Origin of the sequence: Mesorhizobium quangtriensis, assembly GCF_040081925.1 — a bacterium.
In the GTDB taxonomy this organism is placed as follows: domain Bacteria; phylum Pseudomonadota; class Alphaproteobacteria; order Rhizobiales; family Rhizobiaceae; genus Mesorhizobium_K; species Mesorhizobium_K quangtriensis.
On the sequence record NZ_JBEBMF010000001.1, the window covers coordinates 282,058 to 301,329 of the forward strand.

Annotated in this window: 19 protein-coding genes; 4 read left to right on the forward strand and 15 right to left on the reverse strand. The window is 63.9% G+C overall.

Annotated features, from left to right (window positions below):
• Positions 1-54: 54 nt before the first annotated feature.
• The 6 genes from dnaJ to ABMA32_RS01470 form a co-directional block, all read right to left on the reverse strand.
• Complete coding sequence (dnaJ, locus tag ABMA32_RS01445) at positions 55-1,188, reverse strand: molecular chaperone DnaJ (RefSeq protein WP_349011952.1); 1,134 nt, start codon at positions 1,186-1,188, stop codon at positions 55-57.
• A gap of 221 nt (positions 1,189-1,409) precedes the next feature.
• The gene (gene dnaK / locus ABMA32_RS01450; protein ID WP_349011953.1) at positions 1,410-3,326 is read right to left on the reverse strand and encodes a molecular chaperone DnaK; all 1,917 of its coding nucleotides are present in this window, start codon (positions 3,324-3,326) and stop codon (positions 1,410-1,412) included.
• Between the two features lie 208 nt (positions 3,327-3,534).
• Positions 3,535-4,503 (reverse strand): lysylphosphatidylglycerol synthase transmembrane domain-containing protein, encoded by a 969-nt coding sequence (locus ABMA32_RS01455; protein ID WP_349011954.1) that lies wholly within the window; start codon positions 4,501-4,503, stop codon positions 3,535-3,537.
• 202 nt (positions 4,504-4,705) lie between these two features.
• Positions 4,706-5,386, reverse strand: coding sequence for a GNAT family N-acetyltransferase (locus ABMA32_RS01460; RefSeq protein WP_349011955.1), 681 nt, complete (start codon positions 5,384-5,386; stop codon positions 4,706-4,708).
• A complete protein-coding gene (locus tag ABMA32_RS01465) occupies positions 5,383-5,874 on the reverse strand; it encodes a MarR family winged helix-turn-helix transcriptional regulator (RefSeq protein ID WP_349011956.1) in 492 nt (163 codons plus the stop codon). The genes ABMA32_RS01460 and ABMA32_RS01465 overlap by 4 nt, the downstream gene beginning before the upstream one ends.
• Positions 5,875-6,000: 126 nt before the next feature.
• Positions 6,001-6,987 carry a Gfo/Idh/MocA family protein gene (locus tag ABMA32_RS01470; protein ID WP_349011957.1) on the reverse strand — a complete coding sequence of 329 codons (987 nt, stop codon included), beginning with the start codon at positions 6,985-6,987 and terminating at the stop codon, positions 6,001-6,003.
• A 153-nt stretch (positions 6,988-7,140) separates the two neighbouring features.
• On the opposite strand from ABMA32_RS01470, the gene ABMA32_RS01475 reads away from it, so the two are divergent.
• On the forward strand, positions 7,141-7,443 hold the full coding sequence (locus tag ABMA32_RS01475) for an alkylphosphonate utilization protein (protein ID WP_349011958.1): 303 nt from the start codon (positions 7,141-7,143) through the stop codon (positions 7,441-7,443).
• Between the two features lie 47 nt (positions 7,444-7,490).
• Here the strand turns inward: ABMA32_RS01475 and pheT are convergent, their stop codons facing one another.
• The 6 genes from pheT to infC form a co-directional block, all read right to left on the reverse strand.
• Complete coding sequence (gene pheT, locus ABMA32_RS01480; RefSeq protein ID WP_349011959.1) at positions 7,491-9,896, reverse strand: phenylalanine--tRNA ligase subunit beta; 2,406 nt, start codon at positions 9,894-9,896, stop codon at positions 7,491-7,493.
• A 19-nt stretch (positions 9,897-9,915) separates the two neighbouring features.
• The gene (pheS, locus tag ABMA32_RS01485) at positions 9,916-11,001 is read right to left on the reverse strand and encodes a phenylalanine--tRNA ligase subunit alpha (protein ID WP_349011960.1); all 1,086 of its coding nucleotides are present in this window, start codon (positions 10,999-11,001) and stop codon (positions 9,916-9,918) included.
• Positions 11,002-11,098: 97 nt separating this feature from the next.
• Complete coding sequence (gene rplT, locus ABMA32_RS01490; RefSeq protein ID WP_292767046.1) at positions 11,099-11,500, reverse strand: 50S ribosomal protein L20; 402 nt, start codon at positions 11,498-11,500, stop codon at positions 11,099-11,101.
• A gap of 31 nt (positions 11,501-11,531) precedes the next feature.
• Positions 11,532-11,741: a 50S ribosomal protein L35 gene (rpmI, locus tag ABMA32_RS01495; RefSeq protein WP_292767048.1), complete on the reverse strand. Its 210-nt coding sequence runs from the start codon at positions 11,739-11,741 to the stop codon at positions 11,532-11,534.
• 166 nt (positions 11,742-11,907) lie between these two features.
• Positions 11,908-12,504, reverse strand: a complete 597-nt coding sequence (locus ABMA32_RS01500) for a methyltransferase family protein (protein ID WP_349011961.1) — start codon at positions 12,502-12,504, stop codon at positions 11,908-11,910.
• Between the two features lie 78 nt (positions 12,505-12,582).
• The gene (gene infC / locus ABMA32_RS01505) at positions 12,583-13,119 is read right to left on the reverse strand and encodes a translation initiation factor IF-3 (protein WP_349013297.1); all 537 of its coding nucleotides are present in this window, start codon (positions 13,117-13,119) and stop codon (positions 12,583-12,585) included.
• A 210-nt stretch (positions 13,120-13,329) separates the two neighbouring features.
• Here infC and ABMA32_RS01510 point away from each other — a divergent pair, with 210 nt between their 5' ends.
• Positions 13,330-14,139: an alpha/beta hydrolase gene (locus ABMA32_RS01510; protein ID WP_349011962.1), complete on the forward strand. Its 810-nt coding sequence runs from the start codon at positions 13,330-13,332 to the stop codon at positions 14,137-14,139.
• Here the strand turns inward: ABMA32_RS01510 and ABMA32_RS01515 are convergent.
• Positions 14,136-14,330 carry a hypothetical protein gene (locus ABMA32_RS01515; RefSeq protein WP_349011963.1) on the reverse strand — a complete coding sequence of 65 codons (195 nt, stop codon included), beginning with the start codon at positions 14,328-14,330 and terminating at the stop codon, positions 14,136-14,138. The genes ABMA32_RS01510 and ABMA32_RS01515 overlap by 4 nt on opposite strands.
• A 209-nt stretch (positions 14,331-14,539) precedes the next feature.
• Here ABMA32_RS01515 and grpE point away from each other — a divergent pair, with 209 nt between their 5' ends.
• Positions 14,540-15,169 carry a nucleotide exchange factor GrpE gene (grpE, locus tag ABMA32_RS01520; protein ID WP_349011964.1) on the forward strand — a complete coding sequence of 210 codons (630 nt, stop codon included), beginning with the start codon at positions 14,540-14,542 and terminating at the stop codon, positions 15,167-15,169.
• A 102-nt stretch (positions 15,170-15,271) separates the two neighbouring features.
• Positions 15,272-15,904, forward strand: a complete 633-nt coding sequence (locus ABMA32_RS01525; RefSeq protein WP_349011965.1) for a trimeric intracellular cation channel family protein — start codon at positions 15,272-15,274, stop codon at positions 15,902-15,904.
• Positions 15,905-15,926: 22 nt separating this feature from the next.
• Here the strand turns inward: ABMA32_RS01525 and olsB are convergent, their stop codons facing one another.
• Both olsB and ABMA32_RS01535 read right to left on the reverse strand, forming a co-directional pair.
• Positions 15,927-16,763 (reverse strand): l-ornithine N(alpha)-acyltransferase, encoded by an 837-nt coding sequence (gene olsB / locus ABMA32_RS01530; RefSeq protein WP_349013298.1) that lies wholly within the window; start codon positions 16,761-16,763, stop codon positions 15,927-15,929.
• 201 nt (positions 16,764-16,964) lie between these two features.
• Positions 16,965-19,262 (reverse strand): PAS domain-containing hybrid sensor histidine kinase/response regulator, encoded by a 2,298-nt coding sequence (locus ABMA32_RS01535; RefSeq protein ID WP_349011966.1) that lies wholly within the window; start codon positions 19,260-19,262, stop codon positions 16,965-16,967.
• Between the last annotated feature and the right edge of the window lie 10 nt (positions 19,263-19,272).

Genomic DNA, 19,272 nt, shown 5'->3' on the forward strand with positions numbered 1-19,272 from the left:
GCAGGGACGTCGCGTTCGCGGCAGAAATTGTCGCTATAGGATCAAAGGCCTGCGTCAGCGCTCGCCGAAAGACTCGAAAAAGTCCTTCATGCGCGAGAAGAAGCCGCTCGATTGCGGCGAGTTCTCGGTCGAGGACAGCTTCTCGAACTCTTCCAGCAATTCGCGCTGGCGCTTGGACAGGCTCTGCGGCGTCTCGACGGCGGTCTGGATATAGAGGTCGCCGACCTGTGGCTGGCGCAGCACCGGCATACCTTTGCCCTTGAGCCGGAACTGGCGGCCGTTCTGGGTGCCCTCGGGCACCTTTACGCGGGTCTGCGTCCCGTCGAGCGTCGCGACCTCGAACGCGCCGCCAAGGGCGGCGGTGGTCATCGAGATAGGCACCTTGCAATAGAGGTCGGCGCCGTCGCGCTGGAAGAACTCGTGCGGCTTGACCGACAGGAAGATGTAGAGGTCGCCGGAGGGCCCGCCGCGCAAGCCCGCTTCGCCTTCGTTGGCGAGGCGGATGCGTGTGCCGTCCTCGATGCCAGCGGGAATGTTCACCGACAGCGAGCGCTCCTCGACCACGCGGCCCTGGCCCGAGCATTTCGGGCAAGGATCCTTGATCGTCTGCCCACGACCCTGGCAGGACGGGCAGGTGCGCTCGATAGAGAAGAAGCCCTGCGTCGCGCGGACCTTGCCGTGGCCGCCACAGGTGGTGCAGGTGACAGGCTGGGTTCCGGGCTTTGCGCCACTGCCCGAGCATTCGTCACAGGAGACGGACGCCGGAACATGGATCTGCGCCGTCTTGCCGAGAAAGGCTTCCTCGAGGCTGATTTCCATATTGTAGCGCAGGTCGGCCCCGCGCTCGCGACCGCCCGAGGAACGGCGACGGCCGCCGCCCATCATGTCGCCGAAGATGTCCTCGAAGATGTCGGCGAAGCCGCCCGCGCCGAAGCCATTGCCGCCGCCATTCATGCCGGCGCCGTTCTCGAACGCGGCGTGGCCGAAGCGGTCGTAGGCGGCGCGCTTCTGCGGATCCTTCAGGCACTCATAGGCTTCGTTGATTTCCTTGAAGCGGACTTCGCAAGACTGGTCGCCGGGATTGCGATCCGGGTGGAACTGCATGGCGAGCTTGCGGAACGCGGTCTTGAGGACCTTGTCGTCGGCGCTTCTTTCGACGCCGAGCGTCTCGTAGAAATCAGCTTTCATGTCGTCCCGCTATCCGGAAGTATCGGGGCCTGCTGTTCATGCCGAACCCCTCTCGGTCCTTGTGCATCGTTCGGCGTCATCCTGCAAATGACTGGCCTCGATTTAGGAAGCCTTACCCGGCGATGCCAGAGCAGCTACGCAACACAAGGAGTTTTTCGCTTCACCTTGCAAGAAGGCCCGGCGTCGCCACCGGGCCTTGCTGAATTTTTTTGGAAGGACGATCAGGCCGACTTCTTCTTGTCGTCGTTCTCGTCGATCTCCTCGAAGTCGGCGTCGACCACGTCGCCTTCCTTCGCCGCGTCGGCCTTGGCGTCGGCTTCGGCTGCTTCCTTCTGCGAAGCCTCGTACATGGCCTGGCCAAGCTTCATCGAAACTTCCGCGAGCGTCTGCGTGGCCGCGTTGATCGCATCCACGTCCTCGCCCTCGGTCGCCGTCTTCAGCGCGGCGATGGCGTCGGCGATCGCCGTACGGTCGGCTTCGGCGACCTTGTCGCCATAGTCCTTGAGCGACTTCTCGCTCGAGTGGACGAGGCTCTCGGCCTGGTTGCGAGCTTCGACCAGCGCGCGACGCTTCTTGTCGTTCTCCGCGTTGGCCTCGGCGTCCTTCACCATCTTCTCGATGTCGGCATCGCTCAGACCACCGGAAGCCTGGATCCGGATCTGGTGCTCCTTGCCGGTGCCCTTGTCCTTGGCCGAGACGTTGACGATGCCGTTGGCGTCGATATCGAACGTGACCTCGATCTGCGGTACGCCGCGCGGCGCCGGCGGAATGCCGACCAGGTCGAACTGGCCGAGCGCCTTGTTGTCGGCGGCCATCTCGCGCTCACCCTGGAAGACCCGGATGGTCACAGCCGACTGCGAATCCTCGGCAGTCGAGAAGGTCTGGCTCTTCTTGGTCGGGATGGTCGTGTTACGCTCGATGAGGCGCGTGAACACGCCGCCCAGCGTCTCGATGCCGAGCGACAGCGGGGTCACGTCGAGCAGCAGCACGTCCTTGACGTCACCCTGCAGCACGCCGGCCTGGATGGCGGCGCCGAGCGCGACGACTTCGTCCGGGTTGACGCCCTTGTGCGGGTCCTTGCCGAAGAACTGCTTCACGATCTCCTGGATCTTCGGCATGCGGGTCATGCCGCCGACCAGGACAACCTCGTCGATCTCGCCAGCCTTGAGCCCGGCATCCTTGAGCGCGGCCTTGACCGGCTCGACCGTGCGCTGGACGAGGTCGTCAACCAGCTGCTCGAACTTGGCGCGCGTGAGCTTCAGCGTCAGGTGCTTCGGACCGGTCTGGTCCGCCGTGATGAAGGGCAGGTTGATTTCGGTCTGCGCCGAAGACGACAGCTCGATCTTGGCCTTTTCCGCAGCTTCCTTGAGACGCTGCAGGGCAAGCTTGTCGTTCTTCAGGTCGATGCCCTGTTCCTTCTTGAATTCGGCCGCCAGATACTCGACGAGGCGCATGTCGAAATCCTCGCCGCCCAGGAAGGTGTCGCCGTTGGTCGACTTCACCTCGAACACGCCGTCCCCGATCTCGAGGACCGAAATGTCGAAGGTGCCGCCGCCAAGGTCATAGACGGCGATGGTCTTGCCGTCGCGCTTGTCGAGGCCATAGGCGAGCGCGGCTGCCGTCGGCTCGTTGATGATACGCAGCACCTCAAGTCCGGCGATCTTGCCGGCGTCCTTTGTGGCCTGACGCTGGGCGTCGTTGAAATAGGCGGGAACGGTGATGACGGCCTGCTCGACCTTTTCGCCGAGATAGGCTTCCGCCGTCTCCTTCATCTTCTGCAGGATCATGGCCGAGATCTGGCTGGGCGACTGCTTCTTGCCGCCGGCCTCGACCCAGGCGTCGCCATTGTCGCCCTTGACGATCTTGTAAGGGACGAGGTCCTTGTCCTTGGCGGTGACAGGATCGTCGAAGCGGCGGCCGATGAGGCGCTTGACCGCGAAGATGGTGCTTTCAGGATTGGTGACCGCCTGGCGCTTTGCCGGCTGGCCGACCAGACGTTCTCCGTCGCCAGTAAAGGCGACGATGGAAGGGGTGGTGCGCGCGCCTTCCGCGTTCTCGATTACCTTGGCGTCCTTGCCATCCATGACGGCGACGCAGGAATTGGTCGTTCCGAGGTCGATACCGATTACTTTAGCCATTTTTCTAATCTCTCCTTCAAGCAGGCCGTCGGGACCCTATCAGGCGTTCCGGGGACGGCCCCCGTACACTGGAAATTCCGCGCCGGACCGACCGGTTTTCGGCCGGTTCGCGCGGTTGCGGCGTATATAAGAAGAGGCGTTTTGCAGCGCAAGTCAGGTTCACGCCAAATGGCGTGAATGATTGCGATCCAGCTTCAGCGGCGAAGGATCAGGCTTGCGGACCGCGTTGCTCGTCCTGCCGGCCCTCAAGGTCCGGTTGCGACAGCTGCGACCGCTCGAACAGCAGCAGGATAACGATCGCGATCAGGAAGGGAATGATCAGGTAGAACGCCCTGAACACCAGCAGCGCCGCCAGCACGTCGGCAGGCTCCATATCCGGCAGCGCCATGATGAAGACCAGTTCCAGCACGCCGACGCCGCCCGGCGCATGCGAGAGAAGCGCGACTGAAAACGAGATCAGAAAAATGCCGAGGATGATGAAATAGCCGGGATTTCCGGCTTCCGGCAGCGCGAAATAGACGATGCCGGCCGCCGCCAGCAGTTCCACCGGCCCTATGACGAGTTGCCGCGCCACGATCGGCAGGCGCGGATACTGCAAGGTCAGCGAACCGATCTTCAGCGGCCTGAGGCCAAGCCAACTGCCGACGACATAGAAGGCGATCAGCGCCAGCAGAAGGTACCCGGTGCCGATAGACAGCCCCTCGGGCACGACATCGCCGAGGCGCTCGGTGATCTCCGGCTCGATCACCAGCACCAGGCCGGTCAGCAAGACGACGCCGAGCGCGAAAGTAAAGGAACAGAAGGCGACGAGGATGCCGATTTCCTGCGGGGTCAGCCCGCGCGACGAGTAGGCGCGGTAGCGCACCACAGCGCCGGAGAACACCGATGCGCCGATCGTGTGCGACAGCGCATAGGTGGTGAAGGAGCAGAGCGTGATGAAAAGCCACGACACGTGGCGTCCGAGATGGAGCAAGGCGATGCGGTCGTAGCCGGCGAGCGCCGCGTAGGCGACGAGCGTGCACAGCGCTGAGAGGAACCAGTCCCCTGGGGGGATAGCACCGAAACTGTCGGCAAGGTCGGCTATCGAAAGCCCGCGTAGTTCCTTGTAGAGGAGCCAGCCCGAAAAGACGATGGCGAACAGGCCGACCACCGGCCAGATATATTTCTTAAGCTTCATTCGTTTCCTGGCGTCATACCGACGTCGCGGTTTCGATCATCCTGCCTCCGGGACTGGCGCCGCCCTCGACCAGCTACATAGGGCGCGAATCTCCGCATATATGCTGGCTATATAAAAATGTACCGGAATTCGACGTCGAGGTGACGATTCGACGTAGATGTGAAGACACCTCGCCGGGGGAGCGCGAAACAGGCCGGGGTCTTCAGCCGAGCCGAGTCATGACCGACACATGCATGCGTGTCCTCGTCCTGAAGCCAATCCTCTCGTAGAGCGCGATCGCAGCCGTGTTGGACGCATATGTGTGTAAAAAGGGCTGCTCGCCCGAGGCGGAGACCTGTGCGGCCGCGAAACGCGTCATGAGCTTTCCGAGGCCAAGTCCGCGAAAATCCGGATGCGTGCAGACGCCGCTGACCTCAGTCATGCCTGCGACCTTCAGCCGTTCACCCGACATGGCAACCAGCCGGCCCTGATCTCTGATGCCCCAGAAGTCGCCGAGCGCCAGCGCACGCATGGTGAAGGGGCCCGGCTTGGTCAGCATGGCCAACTCCAGCATGTCGGCCGCATCGGCATCGCCGAGCCTGCGAATCCGATCGTCCTCGACGGCTGCAACGGGTCCGTCGGCAACCATCTGCACGCCTTCCGTGACGACCGAAACGACAAAGCCTTGCGGCGGGACAATCTCGTCCGCCTGCAGGAATACCTGCGTGTCGCCGGGCGCCGCCAGGGCAGCCAACGCCTGCATGCTCTCCGGGCCGTCGTCGCGGCCACAGGCGAAGGGATGGATGTCCGGGGCGTAGCGCAGGGCCAGCGCGTTGCCTTCGGCGAAGGCGGCGTGACGAGCTGCCAGAGCACTCCAGATGGGACGGTCGAGAGGATGTCTCATGGACGTTTACCTGGTTTTTTCACGCGCCTGTGGAGGGGCTTTTCGGAAAGCCCGTCCTCGATGGCAGCGAGTTGATCGAGCAGCGGACCGTTCAGGCCCTCACAGAGATCGGCGACCGCGGCGCGGATGAGCGGCCAGACATGCGCCTTGCCTTCGGCGACGAAGCTCTTCCCCACAGGTGTAAGGGAGACGATCCGCCGCCGCTGGTCGCCGCTGGAGGTTCGGGTTTCCAGAAGTCCGAGGCGCACCAGCTGGTTGACCGCACGCGTGGCGCCGGGCTGGGTGATGCCGACAGCTTCGGCGAGTTCGCCGATGCCCAGGGGGCCGAGATGATCGATCGCCGCGAGGAAAGGGTACTGGCTTGACTGTACGTCTGCGCCCGCTCCTTCGGTGATCTTCTGGGCGTCTGCCTGAAGTCGTTCGCCGATACGCTTCAGCCGCGTGCCGAGCGTCAGATAGCCGAAGCCGCGAACGATATCCTCAACCACCCACACGCCTCCATTACATAATTAGTTATATAATTAGATATGAGAGTGCGCAAGCAGCGTTGCCGTTAGTCCTCCGGATCAGTGGATTCCTTAATGCGGCGCGAAGAGCCGTGGCCGAGGCAGCCACTACACCTTTTCCCAGCCGCCTGAATCGCCGGCGCGGAAGATCGCGTCGATCACCTTCTGGTTCTTGACCGAGTTTTCCAGCGTGAAAACAGGATCCTTGCCGCCCCGGGCGGCGCGCGCGAAGGCCTCGACCTGCAGGCGGTATTGTGCGGCTCCGGGGAAGCGGAACAGCGTCTCTTCCGTGTGTTCCCGATTATGAAGCGAGACGCGGTGATGATCGTAAAGCCCGGCGTTGAAGGGACCGTGCACCTCAATGAAACCCTTGTCGCCGTGGAACACCATGAGCTGGCGAGCTGCAAGTTGCGTCGACAGGTAGAAGGACAGTTCGAAGTCGCCGAAATTGGCGCGGATCGTGGAATAGATGTCCGTCTTGAACTTCTTGTCGCGCTCGATCGTGGCCTGAACGCGCTTCGGCTCCTTGCCTGTCACGAAACGCGTCGAGACGGTTGGATAGACGCCGATATCGGGGAGTGCGCCGCCGCCCAGCTCAAGGATGTTGCGCATGTTGCCGGGGTCGGTGTTGAAGTAGGTGAAGGCGCCCTGCACATATTTCAGGGTGCCGATCGCGCCGGACTGAACGAGGTCACGTACCTTCAGCCATTGCGGGTGGTACGTCACCATGAACGCTTCGCAGACCAGCACCTTATGCCTGTCACGCAGCTTGATCAGCTTGCCGATGTCCTTGGCGTCGAGCGCCAGCGGCTTCTCCACCAGCACATGCTTGCCTGCCTTGATCGCCTTCTCCGTCCACTCGACATGCTGCGACGTCGGCAGCGGAATGTAGACACCGTCGATCGCCTCGGAAGCGAGCATCTCCTCATAGGACCCAAAGGCATGATGCGCGCCGAAGCGCTGGGCTAGAGCATAGGCCTTTTTCTTGTCCCGGCTGGCAATGGCCGCGAGCACGCCGTTGTCGGCGTCGACGATCGCGGGGATCAACTGCTCGCGCGCGATCTTTGCCGTCGAAAGAATACCCCAGCGAAACATGTTCATCCCCTATTTGTCAGACATATGAGCTGGGGAACCTAACGGCATGCCCGGCAAAAGAAAAGCCGGCGCGGCCCTCCATCCTCTCCGTTTGGCAATTCGGCCTGCCAGGGTGTAGGGGATCGCGCGAACGCACGACGTGGAACGGACAGCATGGCAAACGACGACGAGGACTATGTGTATGACGAGGCTACCGGCGAATGGCGGCCCGCTTCGGAAATGGCTGCCGTGGCCGCCGCCGCGGTTGAGGTCCGCGACGCCGCCGGCAACGTGCTCGCCGACGGGGATTCCGTCGTTCTGGTGAAGGACCTGAAGGTCAAGGGCGCGGGCCAGACGCTGAAGCAGGGTACTGTGATCAGATCGATCCGCCTGACCGACAACCCCGAAGAGATCGACTGCCGGCACGACGCCATCAAGGGCCTCGTGCTGCGCACAGAGTTCGTGCGCAAGCGCTGAACACCTGAGGGCCATCAGCCCCTCAACACGAAATCACCAAGGGGCGATCAGCCCCGCAGCACGCCCCCGGTCTGATTCCTGACGTTCTCGACGATGCGGCCGGCCAGCGCCTCGAAATCCTGGTCGGTCAGCGTCTTCTCGACCGGCTGGATAGACACTTCGATGGCGATCGACTTCTTGCCCTCGCCGAGCGACGGTCCCTCGAAAATGTCGAAGACCGAGACGCCGGTGACGAGCTTCCTGTCGGCGGCGAGCGCCGCTTTCGTCAGCGCGCCGGCCTCGACCGTCTTGTCAACGACGAAGGCGAAGTCGCGGGTCACGCGCTGGAAGGCGGAGAGGTCGAGCTTCGGCTTGGTGCGCGTCGGCTTGGCCTTGGGCTCGGGCACGGCATCGACGAATATCTCGAAGCCGGCGAGTGGTCCCGACACGTCGAGCGCTTCCAGCGTCTTCGGGTGGAACTCGCCGAAATGGCCGAGCACGACTTTCGGACCGAGCTTGATGACGCCGGAGCGGCCGGGATGATACCAGCCCGGTGCGCCTGTCTCGACCTGCAGCCGGTCCACCGGCGCGCCGACGGCCTCAAGTGCCGCGATCGCATCGGCCTTCGCGTCGAACACGCCGACGGTTCCGGCATTGCCGGCCCAGTCGCGGCCCGAACCTTCGAGCTTCGCCGTGCCGCGACGGACGCCGGCAGCAACGCGGCGCTGCTTGTCCGGCGCGTCGCCCTCATAGGTGCCCGAAACCTCGAACAGCGCCACGTCGCTGATTCCACGGTCGGCATTGCGCTGCGCCGCCGCGATCAGGCCGGGCAGCAGTGACGGCCGCATGTCGGACATGTCCGCCGCGATCGGGTTTGCGAGCTTGAGTTCGCGCTGTCCGCCGCCGAACAGCTCGGCGTGCTTCGCCGGGATGAACGACCATGTGACAGCCTCCATCATGCCCCGCGCGGCAAGCGCCCGCTTGGCCGCGCGGGTGCGGATTTGGAGCGTCGTCAGAATTTTTCCGTTGACCGCGTCATGTGCGCCCAGCGGCTGCGGCGCGATCCTGTCGACGCCATGGATGCGCATCACTTCCTCGACGAGGTCCGCCTTGCCGTCGACATCCGGCCGCCATGACGGCACCGCGACATCGACCGGGTCGCCGTCGCCCTTCGGCTCGAAGCCGAGGCGATTCAGGATCGCGAGACTCTCGGTCTTCGGCACCTCGATGCCGGTCAGGCGCTTCACCTCCGCATGCGGGAAGGAGACGATCTTCGGCGTGTGGCAGGTATAGCCGACAACCTGCGTTTCGCCCGCATGGCCGCCGCAAAGCTCCAGCACCATCTTCGTTGCGAGCTCGACGCCGGGGATCATGAATTCAGGATCGACGCCGCGCTCAAAGCGATAGCGCGCATCGGTGATGATGCCGAGTTCGCGGCCGGTGCGCGCGACGTTCAGCGGCTCCCACAGCGCCGACTCGATCAGCACGTCGGTGGTGTTTTCGTCACAGCCGGAATGCTCGCCGCCCATGATGCCGGCGATGGATTCCACGCCGTTGTCGTCGGCGATGACGCACATTTCCGGCGTCAGCTCATATTCGCGCCCGTCGAGCGCCAGCACCTTCTCGCCATCCTTGGCGCGGCGCACGACGAGGTTGCCCCTCACCTTGGACGCATCGAAGACGTGCAGCGGTCGGCCACGATCGAAGGTGACGTAGTTGGTGATGTCGACCAGCGCGTTGATGGGGCGCAGGCCGATCGCGATCAGGCGCTGCTGCATCCACTTTGGCGAGGGGCCGTTCTTGACGCCCTTGACCAGCCTGAGCGCGAAGCCGGGGCAGAGCTCGGGCGCCTCGATCGACACCTTGACCGGACAGGCGCCCTGGCCGGAGACCGGCGCGACCGCTCCGTCCTTCAGCTTGCCCAGTCCTGCCGCGGCGAGGTCGCGCGCGATGCCGTAGATGCTGGTCGCGTCGGGCCGGTTCGGTGTCAGGTTGATGTCGATCACGGGATCGTCGAGCTTCGCCCATGTCGCGAAGCTCGTCCCGACCGGCGCGTCCTCCGGCAGGTCAATGATGCCATTGTGCTCGTCGGAAAGCTCAAGCTCGCGTTCCGAGCACATCATGCCGTGACTCTCGACACCGCGTATCTTGCCGACTGACAGAGTCACATCGATGCCGGGAACATAGGTGCCGGGCGCCGCAAAGGCGCCGACGAGGCCCGCCCGCGCATTGGGAGCGCCGCACACGACCTGCACCGGCTTGCCGTCGCCCGTATCGACCGACAGCACGCGCAGCCGGTCAGCGTCGGGATGCTGCACAGCCGTCAGCACTTTCGCGATGACGAACGGCTTCAGTCCGGCCTTGTCATCGACATGCTCGACCTCAAGCCCGATCGACGTCAGCCGCTCGACGATCTGATCAAGCGTCGCGTCGGTTTCGAGGTGATCCTTGAGCCAGGAAAGGGTGAGTTTCATTGTCTCTTTCCTTCGCAGATCAGCTTGAAAGCCCGCCGAACAGCGTCGGCATGTCGAGCGGGCGGAAGCCGTAGTGCTGCAGCCAGCGTACGTCGGCGTCGAAGAAGGCGCGCAGGTCGGGCATGCCGTATTTCAGCATGGCGATGCGATCGATGCCCATGCCCCAGGCAAAGCCCTGATACTCGTCGGGATCGAGCCCGCCGTGGCGAAGCACGTTCGGATGGACCATGCCGCAGCCGAGGATCTCCATCCAGTCGTCGCCTTCGCCGAAACGCACCTCGCCCGGCCGCGAGCGGTCGCACTGGATGTCGACCTCGAGGCTTGGCTCGGTGAAGGGGAAGAAGCTCGGCCGAAAGCGCATCTTGACCTGGGGCACCTCAAAGAACGCCTTGCAGAATTCCTCCAGCACCCACTTCATGTTGGCGACATTGGCCGACTTGTCGATCACCAGCCCCTCGACCTGATGGAACATCGGCGAGTGGGTGGCGTCGGAATCCTGCCGGTAGGTCTTGCCGGGGATGACGATGCGGATCGGCGGCTTCTGTGTCTCCATGGTCCGGATCTGGACGGGCGAGGTGTGCGTGCGCAGCACCTTGCGTTCGCCCTTGGCGTCCGGCTGGAAGAAGAAGGTGTCGTGCATCTCGCGGGCCGGATGCCCTTCGGGGAAGTTCAGCGCGGTGAAGTTGTAGTAGTCCGTCTCGATATCCGGACCTTCGGCGATGGCGAAGCCGAGATCGCCGAAGATCGCCGCGATCTCGTCGATGACCTGGCTGATCGGGTGGATGCGGCCGCGCTCGGCAGGGGACTGGCGCACGGGCAGCGTCACGTCGACCTTCTCAGCCGCGAGCCGCGCGGTGATCGCCGCGTCCTTCAGCTCGGTCTTGCGCCCGGCGAGCGCCTCGGTGACACGGTTCTTGAGGCCGTTGATGGCCGGACCTCTGGTCTGCCGCTCCTCTGGCGACATAGAGCCCAGAGTCTTCAGAAGTTCCGACACCGAGCCCTTCTTCCCAAGCGCCGAGACGCGCACGGCCTCGATCGCCTGCTCGTCTCCGGCGGACGCGATGTCGGCCATCAGGGAATTTTCCAGTGTTTCCATATCGCTCATGTGTGGACCCTGAGATAGGCAAAGAAAAACCCGCGCCAGCCCTGCCGGCGCGGGTTTCCCAAATCAGAAAATCGAAAGCTTGGGAAGCGCGGCGGCCTTAGGCTACTGCGGCTTCAAAAGCGTTCGGGGTGGTGTTCTTCAGATATTCCAGCGCGCCCTTGGCCTTGCCGACGAGAGCGGCGAAAGCCTGCGGCTCGTGGATGGCGAGGTCGGAGAGCACCTTGCGGTCGATCTCGATGCCGGCCTTGTTCAGACCGTCGATGAAGCGGCCGTAGGTCAGGCCGTGCTCGCGAACGGCGGCGTTGATGCGCTGGACCCAGAGGGCGCGGAAGTTGCGCTTGCGGGCCTTGCGGTCGCGATAGGCATACTGCAGCGACTTGTCGACTGCCGCCTTTGCGGTGCGGATGGTGTTCTTGCGACGGCCGTAGAAGCCCTTGGCGGCTTTCAGGACCTTCTTGTGCTTGGCGTGGGCGGTAACGCCTCTCTTTACGCGTGCCATGTCATGATCTCCTTAAATTTGTCCAGCCGGCTCAGATGCCGCCGCCGTTAGGCAGGAAGTTCTTGACGACCTTCACGCCGTCGGGCTTGGCGAGGACCATGGTCCCGCGCGCATCGCGAATGAACTTGTTGGAACGCTTGATCATGCCGTGGCGCTTGCCGGCGGCAGCCGACAGCACTTTGCCCGTGCCTGTGATCTTGAACCGCTTCTTGGCGGCCGATTTGGTCTTCATCTTGGGCATTTTGCTACTCCTTGACGGGGCTGTTCGCCCCTGTTGTTCTTTCCGGGCGACCAAAGCCCGGAAGCATGAAAACCGCCACGGCATGCCCTGCCGGACGGTTATGGACGCGGCTCTATACTCGCAGATGCGCCGAAGCGCAACTCCTCGCTCGCCTTCAATCTGATCTTCAATACAGCCAGAAGAGGACCGGGATGACCCCGGTCTCCTGACCGATCTCGATCGCCTCGAAGAAGGGTATGGCCAGAAGGAACACAAGCCCGTCGAGGAAAGTGGTCTTGAATGTGCGTGACGTGAACGTCACGGAGGCCTCGTCGCGGAAGATAAACGGATTGGGGAAGAAACGCGGCACCCGCCTTGTGTAGTCGACATACGCCTGCCCGAGATTGGCTTTCAGGTAGCGTTCTTCCCGCAGCGCCACGACATGGAAGGCTATCGCGCACAGCACCATCAATGCGACCGTGACCACAAAGCTGCCCGTCTGAGCGCCGACGCCTGCCGCAGCTATTGTGGAAAAGAAATAGAGCGGGTTACGCATGATCGAATAGGGGCCGGACGACACCACCTCGGCCGATTTGCGGCCGCCGATATAGAGTATCGACCACAGCCGCCCGCCTATTCCGAGCAGGATCAGCGCCAGTCCATGCGACTCGATCGCTTCATGATTGAACTCGCTCTGCAGCGACCCGCTGAAGACCAGCAGGAGGCAGACGACACCAATGATCAGCGCAAGAACAAGACGACGGCTGGCTTGATAGGCAGCCATCGCTTTTTCATCTTCAGTACCCAAGGCCGCCTCGCGATCATTGACCCGTCCGGCAGCAGCCTTGGAAGCGGACCGTGGCTATTTCGGGGCCAGAACCATCATCATCTGGCGGCCTTCGAGCTTCGGCTCTGCCTCGACCTTGGCGATGGTGGCGGTTTCCTCCCGGACCTTGTTCAGGAGTTCCATGCCGAGTTCCATATGCGCCATCTCGCGGCCGCGGAACCGCAGCGTGAGCTTGACCTTGTCGCCCTCGTCGAAGAATCGGCGCACAGCCTTCATCTTCGTCTCGTAGTCATGGGTGTCGATGTTGGGGCGCATCTTGATCTCTTTGATCTCGATGACCTTCTGGTGCTTGCGCGCCTCGGCCGCCTTCTTCTGGTTGGCGTATTTGAGCTTGCCGAGATCGAGGATCTTGGTGACCGGCGGGCTGGCATTGGGGGAAATCTCGACAAGATCGAGCCCCGCTTCCTCGGCGGCGAGCAGTGCATCGTTGATGGAGACTTCGCCGCGGTTGGTGCCGTCGGCATCTATGAGCTGGACCCGGGGAACCCGGATGTCGCGGTTCGAGCGCGGGCCGTCCTTGGTCGGGGCCGCTGCCTTGAAAGGTCTGCGAATGGTAGTCTTCTCCTCGAATAGTTGACGTGTCAGTCCGTGCGGGCCACGCCTATGTCGTGCCCCGGCTGTTCAAGTCAATAGCATGTCGCGGAGAATAAATCACCTGTATCGCCGGGTTTGTCGGCCTTTTCCCGTGCCGTCGTGACGTCTGATCACTTTGCGGCGGTGCGCGCCTGTGGCAAGAGCCCTCGTCGGAAATCGGATAGCAGCATGGCAGCCTCGGAATTCACAGGGTCTCCCGCGTTCATGGACGTATCGGGAACGCCAATCGCCTTTCGCCGCGTTGAGGGCGTGGCGCCGGGTATCGTCTGGCTTGGCGGCTATCGCTCCGACATGCTGGGCACCAAGGCCGAAACTCTCTCGGACTGGGCGGCCGCGAAGGGCCATGCCTTCCTGCGCTTCGACTATTCGGGCCACGGCGAGTCGGGTGGCGTTTTCGCCGAAGGCACGATCTCGAAATGGATTGGCGAGAGCCTTGCCGCGTTCCGGGCGCTGACAGAGGGGCAGCAGATTCTCGTTGGATCCTCCATGGGCGGCTGGATCGCGCTTCGCCTGATCCAGGAGCTGCGCAAGGCGGGCGAGGGCGGACGGGTGGCGGGACTCGTGCTTCTTGCGCCCGCGCCGGACTTCACCTCCGAGCTCATCGAGCCGGAACTGACGAAGAAGCAGCAACGGGACCTCGTGCAAAAAGGCTACTTTGAGGAGAAGTCGCAATATTCGCCCGAGCCGAACATCTATACGCGCGCGCTCATCGAGGACGGCCGCAGCAATCGGGTCATGACCGGCCCGATAGACACCCATTGCCCGGTCCACGTGCTGCAGGGCATGGCCGATCCCGACGTGCCGCATACGCACGCGCTGAAGCTGGTGAGCATGCTGCCCGCGGACGATGTGACGTTGTCCCTGATACCGGACGGCGACCATAGGCTCTCGCGGCCACAGGACCTGGCGCTTCTTGTGCGTGCCGTGGAAGGGATGGTCGCGCAGGCATCTCCCGCGCCGGATCGCAGCCTGGCCTAGTCGCTGTGGCCTGATTTGCCGGCCTCGGTGCGATCGAGTTCGGCGAGCAGATTTGTGAATCGCTCCGGCATCGCGTTATCGACGCGGAAGGCGGGAATGTTCCGCACAAAGCGTGTGGTTGCCGCCGATCCGAACTGTTTCCGGATCTCCTGCCGCAGCGAATTCACGTCATCGTTTTCGTTACCTGACATCGTTCTGTACCTTTCGGCACGGGAAACCCGTCTCCATTCGAATGGTTCCCACCACAGTCCAGTCGGGGCGAACAAGGTAAAATTTGATTTAAAGTCTTCTGGACTCGACAGCGTTTGGCCCGTGTTTGGACAGACGCGCCCTTCGGCCTTGATTTTTGCGCTCCGAACATCGATATGCGGCGCAACTTCCGAAATTGATGGATCCCGTTATGAGCGATCACGCAAAAGACGAACGCGCGCCCGACGAGAACCAGTCCGAGGCGACGATAGAAAGGGCTGAAGGCTCGGTCGACGGCGACTACGAGGCTGTCGTCCGGCTGTTGAAGGAAAACGAGGACCTCAAGGACCGCGCGTTGCGTGCTGCGGCCGAGATGGAGAACCTGCGCCGCCGCACCACCCGCGACGTGCACGATGCCCGTTCCTACGCCATCGCCAACTTCGCCCGCGACATGCTGTCGGTCTCCGACAATCTGCGCCGGGCGCTCGATGCCATCCCGGCTGACGTGGCGGCGGCCGGCGACGCCGGATTCAAGGCGCTGATCGAGGGCGTCGAGATCACCGAGCGGGCGATGCTGGCCGCGCTGGAGCGCCACGGCGTCAAGAAGCTGCAGCCCGAAGGCGAAAAATTCGACCCGAATTTCCACCAGGCGATGTTCGAGGTTCCCAACCCCGACATCCCTGCCAACACGGTTGTGCAGGTGGTTCAGCCCGGCTACTCGATCGGCGACCGCGTCCTGCGTCCCGCCATGGTGGGCGTCGCCAAGGGCGGTCCGAAGCAGGCGAGCGAAGCACCCGCCGAACCCGGCCCCGTCGACGGCCAGGCCGAAACCGACGCCTGATCCCAGCTTTTCGGGCTGGCGAAAACGGGAATCGCGGCTAGGCTGGCGGCCGGGGGCCATCATGACCGGAAGCGCGCAATCCAACCGTCGGTGGTCTGTCGGATGAATGCAATCTCGCTGCTCGACTATGCCGGCGTGGCGGTTTTCGCGGCCACCGGCGCGCTGGCCGCCTCGCGCAAGCAGCTCGACATCATCGGGTTCCTGTTCCTCGCCGGGGTCACCGGCATCGGTGGCGGCACGGTCCGGGACGTCATTCTCGACGTGCCCGTCTTCTGGGTCGTGGATCATACCTATGTGCTGGTCTGCGCGGCGGTGGGCATCCTCGTCTTCTTCACCGCGCACAGGCTGGAATCGCGCTACCGGTGGCTTCTGTGGCTCGATGCGGTCGGCATGTCGGCGTACGCGGCGCTGGGAGCCTACAAGGGCCTGGCCGCCACCGGTTCGCCGGTCGTCGCCATCGTCATGGGCATGCTGACGGCGACATTGGGCGGCATCCTGCGCGACCTGCTGGCCGGCGAACCTTCGGTGCTGCTGCGGCCGGAAATCTACGTGACCGCCGCTCTGGCTGCGGCTGCGGTCTTTACCGCTGCCGATCTCACCGGCCTGCATGAAGCGGTGTCCTCGGTCCTGGCGTTCTCGATAGCCTTCGCCATCCGGGGTGGGGCGCTGCGCTTCGGCTGGTCGTTCCCGACCTACAAGGGTCGTCCGGGCAGGCGTCCGGAAGACATTCCCTGACGGGGACCGGGCGCTTTGCAGATCAGGCTGCGGCCCGGGCTGCTTCGCAGGTGTAATAGTTGATGTAGCGCGCGTCGATCGCCTTGACCGGCAGGACGATCAGCACATCGACAGTATCGAACTGATGATCGACGACACAGCCGTCGCCGATCCTCGCACCGATGCGCAGGTAGCCCTTGATCAGAGGCGGCAGTGCATAGAGCGCCGATCGCAGGTCCAGCGCATCCTGCGCGACCAGATCCATCCGGTGGTAGCGCTCCGGTACGGCGCGCGCGTCCCATTCCGGTTCCGCGCGGCAATTGTAGCCGAGAAAGGATAAGGACTGGGCGTGGATTGCGGGGTCGGCGCCCTGGAAGGAGGCGCATCCGGTCATCACGTCGATGCGATGATGGCTGACATAGGACCAGATACCCTGCCAGAGCACCTCGATCGTCCGCTTGGCGCGATATTCAGGAAGCACGCAGGAGCGACCGAGCTCAACGAAGCGCAGTTCCGAATGACGCGCCATGAGCTTGGTCAGGTCGAACTCGTCCTGCGAATAGAAGCCGCCCGCGTCCGCGGCGACTTCCTGCCGAAGCAGGCGGTAGGTACCAACAATGCGGCGATGATCCGGGCCGGGCAGGGAGCTATCGAAGACGAGCAGGTGGTCACACACGTCGTCGAAGCGATCGGCGTCGCGACCTTCGATGCCGTCGAACCCGTCCTGCCGGGCTCCGAGTTCGTCGTAGAACACGCGGTACCTGACCTCCTGCGCGGCAGCGATCTCAGCGGGGTTGCGGGCGAGGCGGACCTCGAGAGATCCGAGACGCCCGAGCGGGACGTCCAGCCTGGGTTTGCTCGCAAAGTCGAGGGCGGGCATTGGCAGCACGGCGGGACGAGCGGCAGGATCCGGCAAAGTTGCCTGCACGGGTGATTCTCCTTCGAGCCATTCCTCTCGGCGGGATACGCACGAACTGCAACAGGCTTGTGACAGTAGCGTGATCGAAGGAGGCCGGCAATGCTTTGCCGGGTTGGCAGATGCTGAGCCGGCTGAGGATGGCGAGGACTTCGCGTCTGCGATCTACGCCGCCGCGCGTTCTTCCACGGTGCGCACCAGCGCTTCCGGATCGAGCGGCTTGGTGACGAAGCCGCTGGCGCCATGGGCAAGCACGGCGTGGCGCGTCTTTTCCTGGCTGTCTGCGGACAGAACCATGATCGGCACCGGCGGCAGCCCGACCTCTTCCTCGTAGCGGCGGATCGCAGCAATGGCGTCGAGGCCGTCCATGACCGGCATATGGAGGTCCATGAGCACCAGGTCGTAGCGGCGCTTGCGCCCGCTGCCGGTTACGGCTTCCACCGCCGCCTTTCCGTTGCCCACGATATCGACCCGGTGTCCCGCCTTGAGAAGCGTCGCCCGCGCCAGCATCGCGTTGATGTCGTTGTCCTCGGCCACGAGGATGGCGAGCCCCGGCAGGCGATTGTTGGCGCGCGGCACGCCGACGACCAGCGGCTGCCCAATGACAGGCCTGATCACGGGCTGCGGGACGTTCAGGGCGGCCAGAAGCACCTTCAACAGAGTTTCGCCGCGCACCGGGCGTGCCAGGAAGGTCGAGTAGCCGTTGGCGCGGAATTCGCCCAATAGCCCACGGTCGGTCGGGGCAATCATCGTGACCGCATCGGCGGTCGCGAAGCCGGCCTGGCGCAACCGGCCAAGCACGCGGCCGTCGCCCTTCTCGATCGCCGCATCGACCAGCAGCGACGTGCAGCCTTCGGCGTGCGCCGCCGCCTGCGCGACGGTCGAGGCAATCTCTACCGCCCCGCCATGGGCACGGACGGTCATGGCAATGGCCTCGGCCTCGACGGCGTTCATGGAGAGAATGACGACCTTGCGCCCGGTGAGAACCGGACCGTGCATCTGCGGGCCGTCCGTCGCTTCCGTGGCCGGGATTTCAAAGAAGAAATCCGATCCCTTTCCCGGCTGGCTGGTCAGCGATATCGTTCCGCCCATCGAACCGACGAGACGCTTCGATATGGCCAGCCCGAGGCCGGCACCGCCATGCGTTCTGGTCGAGGAGCCGTCGGCCTGCTCGAATTCCTCGAAGATGCGTTCGGTATCTTCCGGCCGGAGCCCCGGTCCGGTGTCCGCGACGGAAAAGCGGAGCCTGGTCGCACCCTCGTCGCCGGTTTTCGTAATCGTCAGCAGCACGCCGCCGGCGTCGGTGAACTTGATCGCATTGCCGAGCAGGTTGAGCAGGACCTGCCGAATGCGGCCCGGGTCGGATGTGATCATCTGCGGAACGTCAGGCGCGACATGGCATCCAAGCCCGATGTCCTTGGCGAAGGCCTTGGCGGCGAGCAGTTCGATGACGTTGTCGGCGATCTCGCGCGGCGACATCGGCTGCGGCTCGGCATCGAATCGGCCGGCCTCGATCTTGGTGAAGTCGAGCAGGTCCTCGATAAGGGCCAGCAGGGCTGAGGCCGAGGTCGAGACCGCGCCGACATAGGTCTGCTGTTCGGGCGACAGTTCTGTATCGGCCAGCAGCTTGGCCATGCCCATGATGCCGTTCATCGGCGTACGGATTTCGTGGCTGACGGTTGCCAGGAAGCGCGATTTCGCCTGGCTCGCATACTCGGCGCGCTCGCGCGCGTTGATCAGCGCCGTCTCGGCGCGTTTGCGCGAGGTGATGTCGCGCGCGATGGCCCGGTGGGAGACGTGATTGCCGGTCTCGTCGCGCACGGAAAGCTCGATCCAGGAGAACCAGCGGGTGCCGTTGTGCGAGCGGACCGCGACGTCCGTCGAACTAAGGCATTCGCCATTGGCGAAGGCTGCGTCGGGCACGATGCCGACATCGACGCCGAGCTGGGTAAGCGTCTGGCCGACGAGGTCACGCTGGTCGATGCCAACGAGTTCGGCAAAGACCTTGTTGGCATAGACGATGCCGCCCTCGCGGTCGCGGTGCACGACAAGGTCCCCCAGCGCGTCGATCAGGCCCCGGAAGCGTTCCTCGCTTTCCTGCAGCTCCCACATGCGGTCGGCGAGCGTCTCGACCTCGGCGCGGCTGCGCGCGGCGTTTTCGGCGAGCACAGCCCTCGCCCTGCGTTCCGCGCGGACGGCCCGCGCCACGACGAAAAGGCAGGCGAGCCCGACGACGGCGAGCGCAACCACAAAGAAATTGGGCGCGCCGATCAGGCGCGCGACACCGGCCATCAGGACAATGGCGACGACGGTGGCGAAGGAGATCGGTCGCGGCGTCCGCTCGGGCAGGTCGGGGGCCAGCGGCGGCGCGTTGACATGCGTGCGTGCTGACAGGCTCGCGGATGCACCCGCAACCTGACCTTTCACGCTCGCTTTCTCAACCTGTCCTGCACCTGCGACCATGCCGCCGTCT

What these genes read in the sequence shown, in the direction of transcription:
- dnaJ (WP_349011952.1), bottom strand. Translation starts at nt 1,188, where the DNA reads ATGAAAGCTGATTTCTACGAGACGCTCGGCGTCGAAAGAAGCGCCGAC.
- dnaK (WP_349011953.1), bottom strand. Translation starts at nt 3,326, where the DNA reads ATGGCTAAAGTAATCGGTATCGACCTCGGAACGACCAATTCCTGCGTC.
- ABMA32_RS01455 (WP_349011954.1), bottom strand. Translation starts at nt 4,503, where the DNA reads ATGAAGCTTAAGAAATATATCTGGCCGGTGGTCGGCCTGTTCGCCATC.
- ABMA32_RS01460 (WP_349011955.1), bottom strand. Translation starts at nt 5,386, where the DNA reads ATGAGACATCCTCTCGACCGTCCCATCTGGAGTGCTCTGGCAGCTCGT.
- ABMA32_RS01470 (WP_349011957.1), bottom strand. Translation starts at nt 6,987, where the DNA reads ATGTTTCGCTGGGGTATTCTTTCGACGGCAAAGATCGCGCGCGAGCAG.
- ABMA32_RS01475 (WP_349011958.1), top strand. Translation starts at nt 7,141, where the DNA reads ATGGCAAACGACGACGAGGACTATGTGTATGACGAGGCTACCGGCGAA.
- pheT (WP_349011959.1), bottom strand. Translation starts at nt 9,896, where the DNA reads ATGAAACTCACCCTTTCCTGGCTCAAGGATCACCTCGAAACCGACGCG.
- pheS (WP_349011960.1), bottom strand. Translation starts at nt 11,001, where the DNA reads ATGAGCGATATGGAAACACTGGAAAATTCCCTGATGGCCGACATCGCG.
- rplT (WP_292767046.1), bottom strand. Translation starts at nt 11,500, where the DNA reads ATGGCACGCGTAAAGAGAGGCGTTACCGCCCACGCCAAGCACAAGAAG.
- rpmI (WP_292767048.1), bottom strand. Translation starts at nt 11,741, where the DNA reads ATGCCCAAGATGAAGACCAAATCGGCCGCCAAGAAGCGGTTCAAGATC.
- ABMA32_RS01500 (WP_349011961.1), bottom strand. Translation starts at nt 12,504, where the DNA reads ATGGCTGCCTATCAAGCCAGCCGTCGTCTTGTTCTTGCGCTGATCATT.
- ABMA32_RS01510 (WP_349011962.1), top strand. Translation starts at nt 13,330, where the DNA reads ATGGCAGCCTCGGAATTCACAGGGTCTCCCGCGTTCATGGACGTATCG.
- ABMA32_RS01515 (WP_349011963.1), bottom strand. Translation starts at nt 14,330, where the DNA reads ATGTCAGGTAACGAAAACGATGACGTGAATTCGCTGCGGCAGGAGATC.
- grpE (WP_349011964.1), top strand. Translation starts at nt 14,540, where the DNA reads ATGAGCGATCACGCAAAAGACGAACGCGCGCCCGACGAGAACCAGTCC.
- ABMA32_RS01525 (WP_349011965.1), top strand. Translation starts at nt 15,272, where the DNA reads ATGAATGCAATCTCGCTGCTCGACTATGCCGGCGTGGCGGTTTTCGCG.
- olsB (WP_349013298.1), bottom strand. Translation starts at nt 16,763, where the DNA reads ATGCCCGCCCTCGACTTTGCGAGCAAACCCAGGCTGGACGTCCCGCTC.
- ABMA32_RS01535 (WP_349011966.1), bottom strand. Translation starts at nt 19,262, where the DNA reads ATGGTCGCAGGTGCAGGACAGGTTGAGAAAGCGAGCGTGAAAGGTCAG.